The organism is Blautia sp. DFI.3.45 (assembly GCF_020593505.1).
Classification (GTDB): domain Bacteria; phylum Bacillota; class Clostridia; order Lachnospirales; family Lachnospiraceae; genus Blautia_A; species Blautia_A wexlerae.
Genome location: NZ_JAJDMI010000014.1, coordinates 42,399 through 64,033 on the forward strand (window position 1 = coordinate 42,399; position 21,635 = coordinate 64,033).

Annotated in this window: 18 protein-coding genes; 17 read left to right on the top strand and 1 reads right to left on the bottom strand. The window is 42.5% G+C overall.

Annotated features, from left to right (window positions below):
- Positions 1–200 precede the first annotated feature (200 nt).
- Genes LJE09_RS07115 through LJE09_RS07130 form a run of 4 tightly spaced genes read left to right on the top strand, consistent with a single transcriptional unit; the run spans position 201 to position 4,561 of the window.
- A complete protein-coding gene (locus tag LJE09_RS07115) occupies positions 201–1,583 on the top strand; it encodes a DUF512 domain-containing protein (protein ID WP_055052418.1) in 1,383 nt (460 codons plus the stop codon).
- Positions 1,546–2,871 carry a ribosome biogenesis GTPase Der gene (gene der / locus LJE09_RS07120; protein ID WP_008703896.1) on the top strand — a complete coding sequence of 442 codons (1,326 nt, stop codon included), beginning with the start codon at positions 1,546–1,548 and terminating at the stop codon, positions 2,869–2,871. Before LJE09_RS07115 ends, der begins: the two co-directional genes overlap by 38 nt.
- Before the next feature lie 2 nt (positions 2,872–2,873).
- Positions 2,874–3,518, top strand: coding sequence for a glycerol-3-phosphate 1-O-acyltransferase PlsY (gene plsY / locus LJE09_RS07125; RefSeq protein ID WP_029676806.1), 645 nt, complete (start codon positions 2,874–2,876; stop codon positions 3,516–3,518).
- Positions 3,519–3,532: 14 nt separating this feature from the next.
- Positions 3,533–4,561, top strand: coding sequence for an NAD(P)H-dependent glycerol-3-phosphate dehydrogenase (locus LJE09_RS07130; protein ID WP_055052417.1), 1,029 nt, complete (start codon positions 3,533–3,535; stop codon positions 4,559–4,561).
- A 194-nt stretch (positions 4,562–4,755) separates the two neighbouring features.
- Here the strand turns inward: LJE09_RS07130 and LJE09_RS07135 are convergent, their stop codons facing one another.
- Entirely contained in the window at positions 4,756–5,583 is an 828-nt protein-coding gene (locus tag LJE09_RS07135) for an aldo/keto reductase (protein WP_008703893.1), read from the bottom strand.
- 345 nt (positions 5,584–5,928) lie between these two features.
- Here LJE09_RS07135 and LJE09_RS07140 point away from each other — a divergent pair, with 345 nt between their 5' ends.
- The 13 genes from LJE09_RS07140 to LJE09_RS07200 all read left to right on the top strand — a co-directional run bounded on the left by LJE09_RS07140 (position 5,929) and on the right by LJE09_RS07200 (position 21,614).
- Positions 5,929–6,324: a hypothetical protein gene (locus LJE09_RS07140; RefSeq protein ID WP_022380761.1), complete on the top strand. Its 396-nt coding sequence runs from the start codon at positions 5,929–5,931 to the stop codon at positions 6,322–6,324.
- Positions 6,325–6,337: 13 nt separating this feature from the next.
- Entirely contained in the window at positions 6,338–6,520 is a 183-nt protein-coding gene (locus LJE09_RS07145; protein WP_008703891.1) for a CooT family nickel-binding protein, read from the top strand.
- Between the two features lie 92 nt (positions 6,521–6,612).
- On the top strand, positions 6,613–7,383 hold the full coding sequence (locus LJE09_RS07150; protein ID WP_227311091.1) for an ATP-binding protein: 771 nt from the start codon (positions 6,613–6,615) through the stop codon (positions 7,381–7,383).
- Positions 7,384–7,660: 277 nt separating this feature from the next.
- Complete coding sequence (cooS, locus tag LJE09_RS07155) at positions 7,661–9,553, top strand: anaerobic carbon-monoxide dehydrogenase catalytic subunit (protein ID WP_055052416.1); 1,893 nt, start codon at positions 7,661–7,663, stop codon at positions 9,551–9,553.
- A 43-nt stretch (positions 9,554–9,596) separates the two neighbouring features.
- The gene (locus LJE09_RS07160) at positions 9,597–10,361 is read left to right on the top strand and encodes an ATP-binding protein (protein WP_019161837.1); all 765 of its coding nucleotides are present in this window, start codon (positions 9,597–9,599) and stop codon (positions 10,359–10,361) included.
- A gap of 23 nt (positions 10,362–10,384) precedes the next feature.
- Positions 10,385–12,511 carry an acetyl-CoA decarbonylase/synthase complex subunit alpha/beta gene (gene acsB, locus LJE09_RS07165; RefSeq protein ID WP_022380764.1) on the top strand — a complete coding sequence of 709 codons (2,127 nt, stop codon included), beginning with the start codon at positions 10,385–10,387 and terminating at the stop codon, positions 12,509–12,511.
- A gap of 124 nt (positions 12,512–12,635) precedes the next feature.
- Complete coding sequence (gene acsB, locus LJE09_RS07170) at positions 12,636–14,771, top strand: acetyl-CoA decarbonylase/synthase complex subunit alpha/beta (protein ID WP_055059584.1); 2,136 nt, start codon at positions 12,636–12,638, stop codon at positions 14,769–14,771.
- Positions 14,772–14,847: 76 nt separating this feature from the next.
- Complete coding sequence (gene acsD, locus LJE09_RS07175; RefSeq protein WP_022380766.1) at positions 14,848–15,792, top strand: acetyl-CoA decarbonylase/synthase complex subunit delta; 945 nt, start codon at positions 14,848–14,850, stop codon at positions 15,790–15,792.
- Between the two features lie 22 nt (positions 15,793–15,814).
- Positions 15,815–17,173, top strand: a complete 1,359-nt coding sequence (gene acsC / locus LJE09_RS07180) for an acetyl-CoA decarbonylase/synthase complex subunit gamma (protein WP_025577065.1) — start codon at positions 15,815–15,817, stop codon at positions 17,171–17,173.
- Positions 17,174–17,289: 116 nt separating this feature from the next.
- Positions 17,290–18,075: a carbon monoxide dehydrogenase/acetyl-CoA synthase methytransferase subunit gene (gene acsE / locus LJE09_RS07185; protein ID WP_022380768.1), complete on the top strand. Its 786-nt coding sequence runs from the start codon at positions 17,290–17,292 to the stop codon at positions 18,073–18,075.
- 106 nt (positions 18,076–18,181) lie between these two features.
- Complete coding sequence (gene acsV / locus LJE09_RS07190) at positions 18,182–20,122, top strand: corrinoid activation/regeneration protein AcsV (protein WP_025577064.1); 1,941 nt, start codon at positions 18,182–18,184, stop codon at positions 20,120–20,122.
- A 105-nt stretch (positions 20,123–20,227) separates the two neighbouring features.
- Positions 20,228–20,896, top strand: coding sequence for a DUF3786 domain-containing protein (locus tag LJE09_RS07195; RefSeq protein WP_227311093.1), 669 nt, complete (start codon positions 20,228–20,230; stop codon positions 20,894–20,896).
- 88 nt (positions 20,897–20,984) lie between these two features.
- Positions 20,985–21,614: a cyclodeaminase/cyclohydrolase family protein gene (locus LJE09_RS07200; protein WP_019161830.1), complete on the top strand. Its 630-nt coding sequence runs from the start codon at positions 20,985–20,987 to the stop codon at positions 21,612–21,614.
- Positions 21,615–21,635: the final 21 nt, after the last annotated feature.

Consider the following 21,635-nt stretch of genomic DNA (forward strand, 5'->3'; position numbering starts at 1 on the left):
GATATAAAAGATAGTGGATTCTGGGCGCAGGTATATTTTGTCCGGAATTACTGTCATATGATATCAGGAGTAAATGTCAGAAAGTTACTGTGCCTGCACAGTAAATAAATCAGCGGCTCCTGAATGATCGAGAAACAAAATGTGCCGGAAAAGTTTATCCCACACACAATTTCCGGTTACATTCCAATGGAGTAAAATTCATGAAAAAAAATTTACACATAATATCCAGAGTTCTTCCGGACAGCATCGGAGAAGAACTGGAACTGGAACCGGGAGATGCGCTGCTTTCCATTAACGGCCAGCCGGTAGAGGATGTGTTTGATTATCGTTATCTGATGAATGACGAATTTGTTACGCTCCTTATCCGAAAGAAGAATGGCGAGGAATGGGAACTGGAAGTAGAAAAGGAATATGAAGATGATCTTGGCGTGGAGTTTGAGAACAGTCTTATGGATGAGTACCGCTCCTGTTCCAATCACTGTATTTTCTGTTTTATAGACCAGATGCCGCCCGGTATGAGAGAAACTTTATATTTTAAAGATGATGATTCCAGACTGTCATTCCTGCAGGGAAACTATGTTACCCTTACCAATATGAGTGACTATGATCTGGATCGTATTATCAAGTTTCATCTTTCCCCGATCAATGTATCGTTTCAGACTATGAATCCCAAGCTTCGCTGTAAAATGCTCCATAATCGATTTGCCGGAGATGCCCTTGCAAAAGTTGACAGGCTTTATAAAGGTGATGTGACCATGAACGGGCAGATTGTGCTCTGCAAGGGGATTAATGACAGGGATGAACTGGAATACAGTCTGGAAAAACTGTCGGAATATGCGCCTGTACTGCAGAGTGTTTCAATCGTACCTGTAGGTCTTTCCAGGTATCGAAAAGGTCTGTATCCACTGGAATCTTTTGATAAAGAGGATGCAAGGTATCTGATCAGTCAGGTAGAGCGGTGGCAGAAGATCATGGTGAAGAAGCATGGTATTCATTTTGTACATGCTTCGGATGAATGGTATATTCTTGCAGGATATGAACTTCCTGAGGAGGGCAGATATGACGGATACCTTCAGCTGGAGAATGGTGTTGGTATGATGCGTCTGCTTGAAACAGAGGTAAAAGAGAGACTTGAGCAGCTTGAAGGCGATGACAGAGAGGTAAATGCCACTGTTGCAACAGGACGGCTGGCAGCGCCTTATATAGGTAAAATGATAAAACTGGTACAGAAGAAATTTCCGAATGTCCAGGCTGAAGTATATGCAGTAAAGAATAATTTCTTTGGAGAGAAGATCACAGTTTCCGGTCTGATTACAGCTACTGATCTTATGGATCAGCTTGCGCAGAGAAATCTGGGAGAAAAAGTACTGATCCCATGCAATATGCTCAGAAGCGGCGAGGATGTTTTTCTGGATGACCTGACGGTGGAAGATGTCAGACAGGCTCTTAAGACGGAAGTTGTAGTGGTAGATGAACCGGGTGCTGACCTGGTAAACTGTCTGATCGAAGTACCAGACCATAAAAAGATAAGAAGGAGACAGATATATGAGCAAACCGGTAGTAGCGATAGTGGGCAGACCTAATGTAGGTAAATCCACATTGTTTAATGCGCTGGCAGGTGAGAAGATTTCTATTGTAAAAGATACACCCGGCGTTACAAGAGACAGAATTTATGCAGATGTGACATGGCTGGACAAGACATTTACCATGATCGATACAGGCGGTATTGAGCCGGACAGCAGTGACATCATCCTTTCTCAGATGAGAGAGCAGGCACAGATTGCCATTGATACGGCAGATGTTATCATCTTTATCACAGACGTTCATCAGGGACTGGTGGATTCCGATGCGAAGGTGGCAGATATGCTCCGACGCAGCGGCAAACCGGTTGTCCTTGTTGTGAATAAGGTAGACAGTATCCAGAAATTTATGATGGATGTTTATGAGTTCTATAACCTTGGTATCGGTGAACCGATTCCGATTTCTGCGGCAAACCGTATGGGGCTGGGTGATATGCTGGATGAAGTGGCAAAACATTTCCCTGAGGATGCAGATACAGAAGAAGATGATGAAATCCCGAGAATTGCCATTGTGGGAAAACCAAACGTAGGAAAATCGTCATTGGTAAACAAACTTCTGGGAGAAGACCGTGTGATTGTTTCTGATATTGCCGGAACTACAAGAGATGCGGTAGATACCAGAGTAAAATGGCAGGGAAAGGATTATATCTTTATTGATACTGCCGGACTTCGCCGTAAGGGAAAAGTCAAAGAGGAGATTGAGAGATACAGTGTGATCCGTACAGTGACTGCAGTAGAACGTGCGGATGTTGTCATTGTAATGATCGATGCGTCAGAGGGTGTTACAGAACAGGATGCCAAGATTGCAGGTATTGCCCACGAAAGAGGAAAGGGTGTTATCATTGCCGTAAATAAATGGGATGCCATTGAAAAGAATGATAAGACTATTTATAAGCACACAAACAGAATCCGCGAGGTTCTGGCATATATGCCATATGCGGAACTGGTATTTATTTCTGCAAAAACAGGACTCAGGATTTCCAGAATGTTTGAAACGATCGATGCGGTTATCGAAAACCAGACACTGCGTATCCAGACGGGTGTCCTGAATGAAATCCTTTCTGAGGCAGTGGCAATGCAGCAGCCTCCGTCTGATAAGGGAAAACGTCTGAAGATTTACTATATGACACAGGTGGCTGTCAAACCGCCTACATTTGTTATCTTTGTAAATGACAAAGAGCTGATGCATTTCTCTTATACCAGATATCTGGAGAACAAGATCAGGGATGCCTTTGGATTTGCGGGAACATCACTGAAATTCATTATTCGTGAACGAGGTGAAAAAGAATAATCATGGAACGCCTGATTTGTATTGCAATTGGATATGCATGTGGACTTTTTCAGACCGCATACATTTTAGGAAAAATTTATCATATTGATATCCGCAAACAGGGAAGCGGAAATCTGGGTTCTACAAATGTACTGCGTACACTTGGCAAAAAGGCCGGGGCATTGAATCTGTTGTGTGACTGTCTGAAGTGTATTGCGGCCATCCTGATCGTAAGGGCAATATTCGGAAATTCTTATGGAGATATTCTGCCGCTGCTGAGCCTTTATGCAGCAGCTGGGTGTATTCTGGGGCATAATTTTCCGTTTTATCTTAATTTTAAGGGCGGGAAGGGCGTAGCTGCATCTGTAGGACTTGTGATTGCTTTTGACTGGCGGATTTTTGTGATCTGTGCAATTGTATTTTTCGGACTGTTTTTCCTGACACACTATGTTTCTCTGTGTTCGGTAAGTGCATATCTGGCTGCATTTATCAGTATGATCGTATTTGGACAGATGGGTTCTTATCATATGGATTCTTATCATATGATCGAGCTTTATATTGTTATGGGACTCTTGACAGTACTGGCATTTTACAGACATAAAAAGAACATAAAACGGCTTCTTGACGGGACAGAAAGTAAAATTTATTTAAGCAAAAAAAATAAATAAAAAGAGGTATTTATATGGCAAAGATAAGTGTGCTTGGTGCGGGAAGCTGGGGAACTGCCCTGTCTATCCTTCTTTACAATAATGGACACGAGGTGATTCTCTGGTCGGCGCTTGGGGAGGAGATAACAACATTAAGAGAAAAGCGGGAACACGTGAGCAAACTTCCGGGTGTAAAGATTCCTGAACCGATTGATATCACAATAGATCTTGAGAGAAGCCTGCGGGATGCAGATGTGGCAATTCTGGCAGTTCCTTCGCCTTATACCAGAAGTACCTGCAAGCGTATGGCGCCTTTTGTAAAAAACGGACAGAAAATTGTAAATGTTGCCAAAGGTGTGGAGGAAAAAACTCTTCTTACTTTAAGCGAGATCATTGAACAGGAACTTCCACAGGCAAATGTGTCTGTGCTTTCCGGCCCAAGCCATGCAGAAGAGGTTGGAAAAGGACTTCCGACTACCTGTGTGGTAAGTTCTCACCAGAGAGAGACAGCAGAATATTTGCAGGGAATCTTTATGAGCCCTGTTTTCAGAGTTTATACCACGCCGGATATGCTGGGAGTGGAGCTTGGCGCAGCGTTAAAGAATGTGATCGCACTGGCGGCCGGAACCGCAGATGGTCTGGGATACGGCGATAATACCAAAGCAGCCCTGATCACAAGAGGAATTGCAGAAATTTCACGTCTGGGTGTTAAAATGGGAGCACGTATGGAAACCTTTTATGGTCTGTCCGGAATCGGAGATCTGATCGTTACCTGTGCCAGTGTCCACAGCCGTAACCGGAAAGCCGGATATCTGATGGGAAAAGGATATACCATGGAGCAGGCGATGGCTGAAGTGAAAATGATCGTGGAGGGCGTCTATTCTGCAAAAGCAGCAAAAGAACTGGCTGAGAAGTATGATGTGGAAATGCCGATCATCACAGAAATAAACAAAGTCTTGTTCGAAGGAAAAAGTGCAGCGGAAGCGGTGATCGACCTTATGGTAAGAGATAAGAAAGTGGAGACGCCGATGCTTCCATGGGAAGACGGACAGAAAACTAACTGAGATGTTATAGAAAAACTGTAACTGTTCAGTACCTCGCGGGATAGCTGACTGCTGAATGGTTACGAAAAACTTTCGAATGCATCATTTATGGGAAATTCTATAGACAGAGATGATAAATATGTAAAAAGCAGATGTTATATAAATACATCTGCTTTTTACATTTGAATGATAAAATATTTTTTAACTACTCTTTATCAGAATGCAATGTCCCTTAAATCCTCGGGAACATGTGAACTGTGGAAATTTTCGTTCAGAGTATCGATCAGATCCATATCCTCCTGTTCGATTGTGAAATCAAAAATATTGCCGTTACTTCTGATGCGGTCAGGATGTACGGATTTCGGGATTACTGATATTCCCTTCTGGGTAGCCCAGCGCAGACCAATCTGAGCAGGAGTATGGGCATATTTAGTTCCGAGTACACACATAACATCATTATCAAGATATGCACCCCTTGCAAGCGGGGCATATGCCTGTACCTGGATTCCTTTATCCTGGCAATAATCAATCAGCTCTTTCGGATAGCAGAGAGGATGGCATTCAATCTGATTTACAGCAGGTATGATTCCGGAATTGGCTTCCAGTTCTTCCAGATGACGGATTTCAAAATTACTGACACCGATAGAAAGAGCCCGCCCGGATTTCTGGATTTCCTCCAGTACTTTCCAGGTGCTGAGATAACATCCCGGAACCGGCCAGTGGATCAGATACAAATCCACATAATCCAGTTTGAGCCGGTCCAGGCTTCTTTCAAAAGCACCCTGAATGTCTCCCAGACGCTGTGCGGTATTCCATACTTTTGTAGTAATAAAAAGTTCATTTCGCGGTATTCCACAGCTGGCGATTCCCCGTCCTACATTTTCTTCGTTTTTATATACGGAGGCTGTATCAATCAGACGGTATCCTGATTCAACAGCAGAAATAATAGCATTTTCGGCCTCATTTTCCCCGGTGGCTTTGTATACTCCCAGTCCGAGTAAAGGCATCTCTCTGTTTGTATTCAGAAAAACAGTATTATCCAAAACAATTCCTCCAATTCCTATATACACTTTGGGCAAGCTGCTTTGCCCGATAATCTTGTCCAAGTATAACATAAAAATGTGTCAGAAGTACATAAAAATTATTAAGTTTTTGCAAGAGTACATTGTTAACAATATAACATAAGGGTTAAAGTATTAACAGTTCTTGTGAAAAAAGCTATTTCAAAGCATATATTTCAAAATTTTTTTAGTGATTATTTATGCTAAATGGCTTGCGGAAACGAAAAAAAAGATGTATAATATCAGTAAATTGATAATTTATTGTCATAAAAAAAGACTGAATTTTATAAATTCAGTGTATTTTTCAATAGAAGGGAGCATTTAACCATGCATTTAATCAAAGATGAAAATGGGAATCTTGTCCAGCATGGGCATGGACACACCCATGAACATACCCATGAAGATGGTATGACTCATACTCATGAGCATACTCATGGCGAAGGTCATGATCATGGACATTCTCATGCAGATCATGCCTGTGATACTGCTCATTGCGGATCCTGCAGTGAAGGTGACTGTAAGAATGAGACACTGGCTCTTCTGACATATATGCTTCAGCACAATGAGCATCATGCTCAGGAACTGGATCAGATGGCTGATAACCTTGCCAAGATGGGAATGGATGCAGCATGTAAGACTATTAAGGAAGCTGTTGCAGATTTTCAGAAAGGCAATATGAGACTTGGACTTGCCTTAACACTTGTTAAAGAAGAGATGAAATAGGAGGCGACATCACATGTGTCTGGCAACTGTATATAAAGAAAGTGACGATTCTGTTATTTTTAAAAATGTTTCCCGTATAGATGTGGATGGGAATAAATTGATTCTCCGTGATATTATGGGAGATGAGAGAGTGGTCGAGGGAACTATTTTAATGGTTGACCTTGCCAACAGTATTGTGAAACTGAAATGTGACTGATATTAAGATAGGGACAAAACACCTTTTGACCTTAACATCATTTTTTATTTATAGAAAGAATACTAAGACAGATTTAGGAGGCACCTGGTTTTATGGCACACGTAATTGCTGTCGCAGGAAAAGGCGGCGTGGGAAAAACAACATTATGCGGAATGCTGATCCAGTACCTGTGTGAAAAGGGTAAAGGGCCGATTCTTGCAGTAGATGCTGATGCAAACTCAAACCTCAATGAGGTTCTTGGCGTAAAGGTAGAGACAACTCTTGGCGATGTGCGTGAAGAAATTGCACGTGCAGAGCTTGCAAAAGAGAATCCAATTCCTACCGGAATGTCTAAGGCTGATTACGCGGAAATGCGTTTTGAAGATGCGCTTGTAGAAGATGATGATTTTGATCTTCTTGTCATGGGCAGAACTCAGGGAAAAGGCTGTTACTGCTATGTTAATGGTCTTCTTCAGACTCAGCTTGCAAAATACCAGAATAATTATCCGTATATTGTTGTAGATAATGAAGCCGGAATGGAACATATCAGCAGAGGTGTTCTTCCGAGCATGCAGACTGCCATTCTGGTCAGCGACTGCTCCAGAAGAGGCGTACAGGCAGTAGGCAGGATTGCAGAACTCATTAAAGAATGTGATATGCATCCTGATACAGTCGGTCTGATCATTAACCGAGCTCCGAAAGGAGAATTGAATAAGGGAATTCAGGAAGAGATTGCAAATCAGGGACTGACACTTCTTGGTGTTGTTCCACAGGATGAAACAGTTTATGAATATGACTGTGAAGGACGTCCTACAAGCACACTTCCGGAAGACAACCCTGTCAAGACTGCACTTTGTGCAATCGTTGATAATTTAAAATTATAAGAAACACCCCTTGTCGGATGAGAATCCGATGAGGGATGTTTCTGCGCATAGGAAATCTATATATGCAGAGATAAATACAAGTTTACATCTTTATTTTTTAAGTTAAATAACCCATGGGAGGGGATGGGATGGGTTATCACAGTTATCTTTAACGGAGCCAATTCTTCAGATATAGATAACCTATAGATAACCGGGATTTCCTGCCTGTGGGATTATTAATAAAATAAAAATGTGTATCTTAAAGGAATACACAAACCAGAATTAAAGGAGGTCTATAATGAGTGAATTCAAATTAACTACAGTGGAAGAGTTTGAAGAGGCTACTGCCAGACTTTTGGAGACAGGTGCAAAGGTTGGAGCTGACGCATGGCAGCTTCGTGTAAAAAAACAGACTCCACATTGTAAATTCGGTGAGCAGGGTGTCTGCTGTCGTATCTGTGCTATGGGACCATGTCGTATTACCCCTAAAGCATCAAGAGGTATCTGCGGATGTGACGTTCATGGTATCGTAGGAAGAAACTTCCTGAAATTTACAGCAGGTGGTGCAGCTACTCACTCTGATCACGGTCGTGAAATCTGCCACACATTATATTGTGCAAAAGACGGCGGAAACTATCAGGTAAAAGATCCTGAGAAACTGATCCGTATCGCAAAAGAATGGGGCGTAGAGACAGAAGGAAAAGATATCTATGATCTGGCTCATGAAATGGCTGAGACAGGATTGATGGAATATGGTAAACCATTCGGATATCAGAGATTCCTTGACAGAATGCCTGCAGGACAGAAAGAGAAACTGATTGAAAATGAAATTGCACCACGTGCAATCGACCGTGAAGTTTCCACTTCTTTACATATGGCTCATATGGGATGTTCTTCTCTTCCGGAAGCTCTTGTAAAACAATCTCTTCGCTGCGGTATGGCTGATGGATGGGGCGGTTCCATGATGGGAACAGAGTTCTCTGATGTTTTATTCGGAACTCCGAAGCCAATTGACACAGAAGCTAACCTTGGTGTAATGGTTGAAGAGAATGTAAACATTGTTGTACACGGACATGATCCGAGCCTTTCTGAGATGATCTGTGAATATGCAGACAGCAAAGAAATGATCGATTATGCAAAATCTGTAGGAGCAAAAGGAATCACTGTTTCCGGTGTATGCTGTACTTCAAACGAAGTAGCTATGCGTCGCGGTGTTCCGATGGCCGGTAACTTCCTGCAGCAGGAGAATGTAGTGCTGACAGGTGCCTGCGAAGCGATCGTAGTAGACGTTCAGTGTATCTTCCCTGCATTAGGACCTTTAAGCAAATGCTTCCATACTAAATTTATCACAACTTCTCCAATCGCTCAGATGCCTGATGCTGAATTTATCAGATTCAATGCTGAGACAGCAGGAGAGAATGCAAAAGCGATCGTTAAGATGGCTATTGATAACTTCAAGAACAGAAAACCTGAACTTGTACATATCCCACAGCTGAAACAGAAAGCTACAGTTGGTTATTCCGTAGAAGCAATCGTTAAGGTTCTTGACGGTGTTACAAACTCTCAGGTTGATGAGACAGGAACAACAAAACCATTACTTGAGTGCATCACTTCCGGTGTTATCCGTGGTGCTGTTGCTATGGTTGGATGTAACAATCCTAAGATCCGTCCTGACTATGCACATATTGAACTGATGAAGAAATGTATCGCCAATGATATCGTTGTCATTGCTTCCGGATGTTCTGCACAGGCAGCTGCAAAAGCAGGTCTTATGGACAAATCTGCAAAAGATCTCTGTGGTGCAGGTCTGAAACGTGTCTGTGAACTGGCTGATATCCCACCGGTACTCCACATGGGATCATGCGTAGATATTTCCCGTATGATGATCCTTGCTGCTGAACTTGCAAAAGATGCAGGTCTTCAGATCAATCAGCTTCCTGTAGTTGGATGTGCTCCTGAGTGGATGTCTGAAAAAGCTGTATCCATCGGTAACTATGTAGTAGGTACCGGTATTGATACATTCCTTGGTGTTGATCCATATGTTTCCGGTTCTTCAGAAATGGGAGAGCTTCTTACAGAGGGAACAAGAAAATGGACAGGAGCTGCTTATACAGTAGAAACAGATATTGAGAAATTAGTTGATCTGATGATCGAAAGAATCGAAGAGAAGAGAACAGCATTAGGAATCTAATCTGCTGTAATCTTAAAATGTAATAAAAGGTGGATGACGTAAAATGAAAATAGCAGTTACAGGAAAAGGCGGCGTAGGCAAAACCACTTTTGCAGCAACGCTGGCCAGGTTGTATGCAGCAGAGGGCAGACCGGTACTTGCAGCAGATGTGGATCCGGATGCGAATCTTGGTCTTGCATTAGGCTTTGATGAAGAAACTCTGGATTCTATTGTACCGATTTCAAAGATGCGTAAGCTGGTGGAAGAACGTACAGGGGCTACAGCAGGAAATCAGTTCTATCATCTGAATCCGAAAGTAGACGATATTCCGGAGAAATATGGTAAGGTCTGTAATGGCGTACGGCTCCTTGTCCTGGGAACTGTCGAGACAGGCGGCGGCGGATGTGTATGCCCGGAACATGTAATGTTAAAGCGCATTATCAATAATCTGGTACTTAGAAGAGAAGATGTAGTAATTCTTGATATGGAAGCCGGCCTGGAACATCTCGGCAGAGGAACCACAGAAGGAGTTGATGCATTTATCGTAGTGATCGAACCAGGTGCAAGGAGTGTGCAGACATATAAAAATGTAAAGCGCCTGGCAAAAGATTTAGGAGTGTCTCAGGTAAAGGTTGTCGCAAACAAAGTGCGCAATGAAGATGACGAAAACTTTATCAGAGAACGGATTCCACAGGAAGATCTTTTAGGTATGATTCATTACAACACAGAGGTAATTGATGCAGACAGACAGGGAAAATCCCCATATGACTTCAGCAAGACAGTTACCGATGAGATCATTAAAATAAAAGAAAAGATAGATCGTCAGTAATCATATATTAGGAGGTAGAACAAGTGACTTTATTTGAAAGTGTTTTTGCGGGAAACGACGCGGTTTATGGACTTACAGAGGGTGCCATCAACCAGGCAATTGAAAAATACGGCGCTGACAAAGCAGTCAGCTTCCCTGATACAGCATATTCTTTACCATGCTACTATGCAGTAACAGGAACAAAGGTTGGAACTCTTGCAGAGTTAAAAGATGCTCTTGCAGTAGTAAAAACTCTTATGACAAGAGAGAAGAGAACAAATGACGTATTTATGTCAGGCGTTGCTACAGCTCTCTGCGCAGAATTTATCGAAGTTCTGAAATATATTGACGGAGCAGTTCCTTATGAAGCTCCTTGCTACGGACATCTTGCAGATGCAGTGATCCGTGAACTTGGTGTACCGCTTGTAACAGGTGATATCCCAGGTGTAGCAGTTATCCTTGGAAAAGCTCCTTCCGCTCAGGAAGCAGCAGACCTTGTTAAATCCTATCAGTCTCAGGGTATCTTGATCACTCTGGTTGGTGACGTTATTGACCAGTTAGAGGAAGTTGGATACAAGACAGGTGCTAACGTACGTGTTATCCCGCTTGGAAAAGACGTTACAGCAGTTATCCATGTAGTATCTGTAGCACTTCGTGCAGCTCTTATCTTCGGTAACGTAAAACCAGGTGATGCTGCAACTCTGATGGATTACACAATGAAACGTGTACCTGCATTTGTTAATGCATTTGCACCGTTAAATGATGTGATCGTAGCTTGTGGTGCAGGCGCTATCGCTCTTGGATTCCCGGTTATCACAAACCAGGAAGATGTTGCAAGAGTACCGAAGAGCCTGATCTGCCAGAAAGACATCTCCAAATGGAATGCGACTTCTCTGGAAGCACGTGACATCAAGATTAAAATTACAAACATCGATATCCCGGTTGCTTTCGCATCTGCATTCGAAGGTGAGATTATCCGTCGTAAAGACATGCAGGTTGAATTCGATGGTTCCCGTGTAGACTGTGCAGAGCTTGTACATACATGTGATGCAAGTGAAGTAGAAGACCATAAGATTACAGTTGTTGGTCCGGAAGTAGACGACATGGAACTTGGCAGCAAGAACAGCATTGCATATGTTGTTAAAGTTGCAGGTAAAAACATGCAGCCTGACTTTGAACCTGTTATCGAGCGTAAGTTCCATAACTACATCAACTGTATCGAAGGTGTATATCATACAGGACAGAGAGATATGCAGAGAATCCGTATCAGCAAAGATGCATTTGCTGCAGGCTTCAAGATCAAACATATCGGTGAAGTTCTCTATACACAGGTTAAGAATGAATTTGACGCAGTTGTTGATAAATGTGAAGTTACTATTTATACAGATCCTGCTGAGTGTACAAGAATCCGTCATGAAGTTGCTATCCCGATCTTCGAGAAACGTGATGACCGTCTGAATACTCTGACAGACGAATCTGTAGATGTATATTACAGCTGTATCCTCTGCCAGGCATTCTCCCCGTCTCACGTATGCGTTGTTACACCTGAGAGACTTGGACTTTGCGGTGCCGTTTCATGGCTGGATGCAAAAGCTACCAACGAGCTGGATCCAAACGGACCTTGCCAGGTAATCACAAAAGAAAGACCTATTGATGAGAACCTTGGTTCTTATGAAGATGTAGATGAAGCTGTTAAGAAATTATCCCAGGGTGCATTAGAGCACGTTACACTGTACTCTATCATGCAGGATCCTATGACATCATGCGGATGCTTCGAGTGTATCTGCGGTATCGAGCCATTCTCCAATGGTGTTGTTATCGCTAACCGTGAGTATGCAGGCATGACACCTCTTGGAATGACATTCTCAGAAATGGCATCCATGACAGGTGGTGGTGTTCAGACACCTGGTTTCATGGGACATGGTAAACATTTCATCAGCTCCAAGAAGTTCATGAAGGCAGAAGGCGGTATTGAACGTATCGTATGGATGCCGAAAGAACTGAAAGAGTTTGTTGCTGAACGTCTTAATAAGACAGCAAATGAACTCTATGGTATTGAAAACTTTACAGATATGATCGGTGATGAAACAATCGCTACTGATCCGGAGACACTGGTTGGATTCCTTACAGAAAAAGGCCATCCGGCATTAGCTCTTGATCCGATGATGTAAAGATTGGTGGTTTTGCCCGGAGTCGTGGATGGGCAATGCGGAAGCCACTAAACGTCTCCGGGGTTTAAACGCCTAAAGCGTTATATAGATAAAACCATAGTATTATTCTAAATACGAAATGGAGATGTGCAAATTGTTAATCGACAGAATCTTTAACGGAAATGATGCAGTCTACGGGTTAACCTGTCAGGCTGTAGAGGGAGCCATTGCACAGCACGGCGCAGACAAGGCAGTTGAATTTCCTCATACTGCCTACTGTCTGCCATGTTACTATGCAGTAACAGGAGTCAAGGTGAAGACCCTTGGTGAAATGAAAGAAGCACTTGGTGTGATCAAATCTCTTATGACAAGAGAGCATCAGTTAGATGACGCTTTGATGTCCGGAGTCGCTACCGCACTTTGTGCAGAGTTCATAGAAGTACTGAAGTATCTGGATGGAGCGGAGCCATACAGTGAACCGTACTATGGACACCTTCCGGATTCCATAATCCGTGAACTTGGTGTACCTCTTGTAACCGGTGATATTCCTGGTGTAGCTGTTATTATTGGATCGGCACCTACCGCACAGGAAGGTGTAGATCTGGTAAAGAGTTATCAGGCACAGGGAATTCTTGTTACACTTGTTGGAGGAATTATTGACCAGGCGCAGGAACTTGGATTGAAAATGGGCTATAATGTTCGAATCGTACCACTTGGAAAAGATATTACTTCTGTAATCCATGTAGTATCCGTGGCACTTCGTGCAGCTCTGATCTTCGGAAACGTTACTCCTGGAGATGCAGCCGCTCTGATCAAGTATACATCAGAGAGAGTACCGGCATTTGTCAATGCGTTTAAACCGATCGATGATGTGATTCTGGCTGCTGGTGCAGGAGCAATCAAACTTGGATTCCCTGTGATTTCCAATGAAGATGAAAACATTACAGAAGTTCCGGGTGCGCTGATCGCATGCCCGAATGTTGCTGATTTTAATAAGGTTTCTCTGGAAGCCAGAAATATTAAGATCAAAATTACCAATATTGATATTCCTGTTGCGTTTGCGTCTGCATTCGAAGGCGAGATTATCCGTCGTAAAGATATGCAGGTTGAGTTCGACGGTTCCCGTGTGGATTGTGCAGAACTTGTGCAGACAAGAAGTATGGATGAGGTAGAGGACCACAAGATTACAGTTGTAGGACCAGATGTAGATGAAATGGAATTGGGAAGCAAGAATCCGATCGCTTACGTGGTAGAAGTAGCGGGAAAGAGAATGCAGCCTGATTTTGAACCTGTAATTGAGCGTAAATTCCACAATTACATTAACTGTATTGAGGGAGTTTATCATACAGGACAGAGAGATATGCAGAGGATCCGTATCGGTAAGGAAGCTTACAATGCAGGATTCCGTATCAGACATATCGGTGAAGTTCTGTATACACAGGTAAAAAATGAGTTTGAAGCTGTAGTTGATAAATGTCAGGTAACCGTTTATACTGATCCGGCTGAGTGTACAAGAATCCGTCATGAGGTAGCAATCCCTGTATTCGATAAACGTGATGCACGTCTTGAAAATCTTACAGATGAAACTGTAGACGTATATTACAGCTGTATCCTTTGTCAGGCTTTTTCACCGTCTCATGTATGTGTTGTTACACCAGAGAGACTTGGACTTTGCGGAGCCGTTTCATGGCTGGATGCAAAAGCAACAAATGAACTGGATCCAAACGGACCTTGTCAGATCATTACAAAGGAAAGACCAATTGATGAGAACCTTGGTTCTTATGAGGATGTTGATGAAGCTGTACAAAAATTCTCACAGGGAGCTCTCGAACACGTTACACTTTATTCCATTATGCAGGATCCTATGACTTCCTGTGGATGCTTTGAGTGTATCTGTGGTATTGAGCCATTTTCTAATGGTGTAGTAATCGCCAACCGTGAATATGCAGGAATGACACCTCTCGGAATGACATTCTCAGAGATGGCATCTATGACTGGCGGCGGTGTTCAGACACCAGGATTCATGGGACATGGTAAACACTTTATTTCATCCAAGAAATTCATGAAGGCAGAAGGCGGTATTGAACGTATCGTATGGATGCCTAAGGAATTAAAAGAGACAGTTGCGGAGCGTTTGAATAAGACAGCAAAGGAACTGTATGGTATTGACAACTTTACTGATATGATTGGTGACGAGACAAATACAACAGATCCAGAAGAGCTTGTTGCATTTTTAACAGAACATAATCATCCAGCCTTGTCAATGGACCCGATGATGTAGTATACTATATGAGATGATGTGATTTGTCTGCGTAGAGGCAAGTACATAGTAATTTTTTTAAGGAGGCCAAATAGAAATGCCGTTTAATCAGAAACTTCAGAAATTTAATGCAAAGATTAATACAGTCACAATTGGTAGCGGAGATAAGACTGTAACAATCGGCGGAGACTCTACTTATCCATTTTATTCTTTTGATGCACCATCAGAAAACGCACCTAAGATCGGTGTTGAAATCTCTGATATGGGTCTTGAGAATATTGTATCCGAAGGTATCAAAGCATACTATGACGGAGCATCCACAATCGGAGAAATGGCTAAAAAAGCAGCAGCTATGGAAGGTGCTGACTTTGTAGCTCTGATCCTTGAGGGTGGAGATCCGAACGGTGTAAACAAATCTGTTGATGAACTTATCGCAGTTGTTAAAGAAGTTGCAGATGCAATTGATGCACCATTAGTAGTTGAAGGATGCAAGAATGTAGAGAAAGATGCAGAACTCCTTCCTAAGGTAGCAGAAGCTCTTCAGGGAAGAAACGTACTGATTCTTTCAGAAAAAGAAGAAAACTACAAAGCAATCGGTGCTGCAGCAGGACTTGCTTACGATCAGATCGTAGGTGCAGAATCTGCCGTAGATATCAACCTTGCTAAACAGCTTAACGTTGTAACTACTCAGTTAGGCGTTAATGCACAGAAAATTGTTATGAATATCGGTAGTGCTGCTGCCGGATATGGATATGAATATGTTGTATCCACTATGGACCGTATTAAAGGTGCAGCTTTATCTCAGAATGATAACATGCTGCAGATGCCTATCATTACACCGGTATCCGCTGAAACATGGGGCGTAAAAGAAGCAACAGCTTCTGAGAAAGATATGCCTGAATGGGGACCGGAAGAAGAGCGTGGAATCGATATGGAAGTTATGACAGCTGCTGCTGACCTTGCAGCCGGATCTGATGCAGTCATCTTAAGACATCCGGAAGCTGTTGCAGCTATTTCCAGAATGATCAAAGCACTTGCGTAATTGAATAGGAGGAACAAATAAAATGGCACTGAATGGTATTCAGATTTTTAAATTAACACCAAAGAAAAACTGTAAGGAATGCGGATGCCCAACTTGTATGGCTTTCTCTATGAAAGTTGCTCAGGGCGCTATGAAAATCGAACAATGTCCGCATATGTCTGATGAAGCTTTAGCATCTCTTTCCGAGGCTACTGCTCCGCCAATGAAGACAATCAAAATTGGTACTGGTGCAGAAGAGCACACTCTGGGTGGAGAAACAGTATTATTCAGACATGAAAAAACATTTGTAAGCAAGCCAAGATATGCAGTAGCTCTGTGCACATGCATGGATGACGCTGCAGTAGAGGCAAAACTTGCAGAAATCCCGAAGGTAGATTATGACCGTATCGGCGAAAGAATGTATGCTGAACTTGTATATGTAAACTGTGGTGAAGGCGCAGATGCAGCTAAATATACTGCACTTGTAGAAAAAGCAGCAGGTCTTGGCAGAACTTTAGTTCTTGACTGTAAAGATCCTGAAATCGCTAAAGCAGCTCTTGCAGTATGCAAAGACAGCAAACCGGTCTTAAACGGTGCTGATGCTTCCAACTATGAAGCAATGAACGCAGTTGCTACAGAAGCAGGTGTTGTTCTCGGTGTATCCGGTAAAGACTTAAATGAATTATATGATACAACAGCAGCTCTTGAAAAACTTGGAAACAAGAATCTTGTTCTTGATACAACAGGCGCTGACATTAAAGAAACCTTTGCAAACACTGTACAGGTTCGTCGTGCAGCTCTGAAAGATCAGGACAGAACATTTGGTTATCCATCTATCGTAAACCTTGTTAAGATCGCAAAAGGTGACCTTCACTTACAGGCAGCTTTAGCATCTATGTTTACAATGAAATATGGTTCCATCATCGTTATGGAGCAGATGACATATGCAGAGGCTCTTCCATTATATGGTCTGCGTCAGAACGTTTACACTGACCCGCAGAAGCCAATGAAAGTTGAGCCAGGCATCTATCCGTTAAATGGTGCTGATGAGAATGCAGTAGTAGTTACTACTGTAGACTTTGCTCTTACATATTTCGTAGTATCCGGCGAGCTGGAGCGTTCCGGTGTTCCGCTTAACCTGGTAATCAATGATGCAGGCGGACTTTCCGTACTGACATCATGGGCAGCTGGTAAATTCTCCGGTAACAGTATTTCTTCTTATATCAAAGAGAATGTTGAACCGAAGGTTAAATCCAGAAAACTGATCATTCCTGGTAAAGTAGCGGTTCTGAAGGGTGATCTGGAAGCAAAACTTCCTGGATGGGAAATCATCGTTGGACCAAGAGAAGCTGTACAGCTTGTTAAATTCTTAAAGGATCTGCAGGCAGACGGCCAGATCTAATGACCGTAAACATCTGGTCGGTTTTGTACTGGCCGGATTATAAAGAAAAATGTATGCAGAGGATCTGCAATTGTCAGATTTCTCTGTATAAATAAATATAAAAGGAGAACAGGGTTATGGCAAAATTCGTAACAATTGGAGAAAGACTTTCCACTACTGCACCGGCAGTAAACAAAGCATTTACAGAAAGAGATCCTGAACCGATCATCAAAAGAGCAAAACAGCAGCTGGATGCTGGTGCTACTTACCTCGATGTAAATATCGGACCTGCAGAAAATGATGGCGAAGACTTAATGAAATGGGCTGTTCAGCTCCTTCAGTCTGAGTTTGATAATGTTCCGCTTGCACTGGATACAACAAACCAGAAAGCTATCGAAGCTGGTATTTCTGTATACAACAGAGCAAAAGGAAAACCAATCGTTAACTCTGCAGACGCAGGTGACAGAATTTCCAATATCGACCTTGCAGCAGCAAATGATGCAATCTGTATCGCACTTTGCTCCTCTGGTATGGTAGCAGCTGACAATGATGAGCGTATGATGCACTGCCAGAACATGCTTGAAAGAGGTATGGCTCAGGGCATGGATACAGAAGATCTGTGGTTTGACCCGTTATTCCTCGTTGTAAAAGGAATGCAGGACAAACAGATGGAAGTTCTTGAAGCTATCAAGATGTTCTCTGAAATGGGACTGAACTCTACAGGTGGTCTTTCTAACAACAGTAACGGTATGCCAAAACATATCCGTCCGATCATGGACTCTGCTCTTGTAGCAATGGCTATGATGAATGGTCTTACATCAGCAATCGTTAACCCTAACGACCTTCGTCTGATGGAAACTATCAAATCCTGTGATGTATTCAAAGGCAATACACTGTATGCAGATTCCTATCTGGAAATCTAATCAGTTTCATACGAATTGAATACATAATTATGGGGGCTGAAGGCTTCGGTCTTCGGCCCTTGTTTTATTACAGGCTATTAACGATTATGAGAAAGGTGGTTGCCGAATGTTTAAGGTAACATTTTCATTCGAAGATGGCAGTGTGGTAGAAGCGTTTGCCAATGCGGGGGACAATTTACTTGAGGTAGCTCGTGGAGCCAATGTGGCGATCGATGCACCATGTTCTGGAAACGGAGCCTGCGGAAAATGCCGTGTCCAGTTAAAGAGCGGAGAACTGGAGAGCAAAAAGACATTACATATTTCTGACGAAGAATATCAGGAAGGATGGCGCCTTGCATGCTGCAGCAAGATCAGTGCAGATGTAAATGTGCTGGTACCTGATATTGCATCTGCCTATAAGAGCAGAATGAAAGTAGCTGATTTAAGCTCTAAAGAGGAAATAGCCATTTTTGAAAATGCCAAAAGAGATGTAGAACTTGCAGGCATCGAATTGAAAAACAGTCTGGAGGTTGTGGATGTCACAATGGATCCTCCGTCTCTGGATGACACAATGCCGGATAACGAGAGACTTACAAGAGCACTGCGGAAGTATCTGAATATCAGCAGAGTCAGAATCCCTTATGCAGTTCTGAAAAAGCTTCCGGATGTATTGAGAGAGAGTAATTTTTCAGTAAAATGTGTGATCCGCGCTACTTCTGACGATATGTTTGTGTATGATATCTTCGGTAAAGACGAAGATGTAGTAATCGGTGGTCTGGCAATCGATATTGGTACAACAACTGTTTCCGCTGTACTGATCAATATGGAAAACGGTGAAATTCTGGCAAAGAGTTCTGCCGGAAACGGACAGATCCGTTTTGGTGCAGACGTTATTAACCGAATTGTAGAATCACAGAAACCGGGCGGCCAGCAAAAGCTGCAGGATGCTGTGATCAAAGAAACCATCAATCCGATGATCAACGAGATGTGCAAAAGTGCCAAATTCCCGAAAAACCGCATATACAGAATGTGCGTGGCATCTAATACAACTATGAATCATCTGTTTGCAGGAATTAATTCTGATCCATTACGTACAGAACCATATATCCCTGCATTCTTTAAGACCAATTCCCTCTTTGCTTCTGATGTGGGAATTGATATTAATAAAGACGCTCATATTATTATGGCGCCGAATATCGGAAGCTATGTAGGCGGCGATATTACAGCCGGAACCCTGGTCAGCCAGATCTGGAACAGGCCGGAGTTTTCACTGTTTATCGACCTTGGTACAAACGGAGAGCTTGTATTTGGAAACTCAGACTTTATGATGAGCTGTGCATGTTCTGCAGGTCCTGCCTTTGAAGGTGGTGACATCAGCTGTGGTATGCGTGCCACAGACGGAGCCATCGAAGCATGTACCATTGACAAAGAGACTATGGAGCCTACCTACAAGATCGTAGGTGATCCGGGAACGAAACCTGTAGGTTTATGTGGATCCGGTATCATCGATGTGATCAGTGAACTTTATATCTGCGGAATCATCAACCCTAAGGGTAAATTTATCCGTGAAGGAAAGAGAATCAAACATGACAAATACGGAATGGGCAGCTATATCCTTGCATTTGAGGAAGAGGCAGGTTCTGTAAAGGATGTTGAGATTACAGAAGTTGATATTGACAACTTCATCCGTGCCAAAGGTGCCATCTTCTCAGCGATTCGTACAATGCTGACTTCTCTGGACTTCGATGTGAGCATGATCGATGATGTGTATGTTGCAGGTGGTATCGGAAGCGGTATCAACATGCAGAATGCAGTCAACATCGGTATGTTCCCGGATATCCCCATCGAGAAATTCCACTACATTGGTAACTCATCTCTGACAGGTGCCTATCTGATGCTTCTGTCAACACCTGCAGAGAAGAAGACTTATGAACTTGCTTCCAATATGACATATATGGAACTTTCTACAGTGCCAATCTATATGGATGAATTTGTAGGTGCATGTTTCATTCCTCATACAGATACAAGTATGTTCCCAACTGTAATGGAAGAGATTCAGAACCGCTGATGAATTTCAGTAATTTCTATATGAGAAATTATGAATATCTAGAGAAATAAAATAACAGGACAGGTCTTTGGATCCCTTTGATCTGTCTTGTTTATGGAGATTTATATGGCATTTAGTTTAAATGACTTAAATTATGAAAAAGACAGTAAGGAAAGAATGCCGTGGGAGCATTACACTCAGGAGTTTGCAGCTGCAGATCCGAAGGAGATCGCTTCCAGATTGTCTATTCCTTACGATGAAGAAACCCAAAAACTGACTTTAACTTTTCTTGGAACACAGTATCAGATCACATGGCCGGATTTTGAAGTAACACATACTCCGGATGATAAAGGCTTTTATCCACTGGAGAACATGATCTATGCCAGGATCCTGACCGTCCGTTTTCTTTTAAACGGTGTGAAATCTGAGAGCTCCGGAAAATTTAAAACATACCGTGAGATGCCATGGGGAGAAGTATATTTAAGACAGTTTGACGGCAGATGTATCAAACGTCTGGCATTTTCCTATGGAAATCGTCTGGGAGATTTTAAGGCGATCATGGAGCATATCAGTGCCATATCTGTAAAGCACGGAGATATTGCCTATGAAGTAGAAATTTTTCCGGAATATAAAATACAGATGATCCTCTGGGAGGGTGATGAGGAATTTCCGCCGTCTTCACAGATTCTCTTTTCTGATAACTTCCCTGTCTCTTTCCAGGCAGAGGATATGGCAGTTATGGGAGATGTGATCATTGGTTCTCTGAAAGCATATCTGAAATGCGTTCAGAAATGACAAATGATATCAGGATTATGGAAACAGCAGAATAATCCGCAAATATCAGAGTCAAATAAGTAAATATAAACAGAAAGAGGGAGAAAAAATGGGATTTTCAACAAGTACATGTACAGAATTCGTTGAAGTTCTGGCATCTAAGGCTCCGGTTCCGGGCGGCGGCGGTGCGTCTGCATTAGTTGGTGCAGTAGGAACTGCTCTTGGAAATATGGTAGGAAGCCTTACTGTAGGCAAGAAGAAATATGCGGATGTGGAAGAAGAAATGTATGAATTAAAAGCAAAATGTGATCAGCTTCAGAAGGATTTCCTTCGTCTGATCGAGCGTGATGCAGAAGTATTCGAGCCATTATCCAAAGCATATGGAATGCCAAAAGAGACAGAGGAAGAAAAAGCTGAGAAAGCAAGAGTAATGGAAATCGTATTAAAAGATGCCTGCTCTGTACCAATGGAGATCATGGAGAAATGCTGTGAAGCAATTGAACTGATCGTAGAATTCGGTGCAAAAGGCTCTAAGCTTGCCATCAGTGATGCAGGCGTTGGTGCAGCTTTCTGTAAAGCAGCATTACAGGGTGCCAGCCTGAACGTATACATCAACACAAAATCCATGGCTGACAGAGAGTATGCAGAAGAATTAAACAGAAAAGCAGATGCGATGCTTGAGAAATATACAAAGATCGCAGATGACACATTTAACAGCGTACTTGGCAGACTGAAATAATAGTAAATAAAATAGAAATTT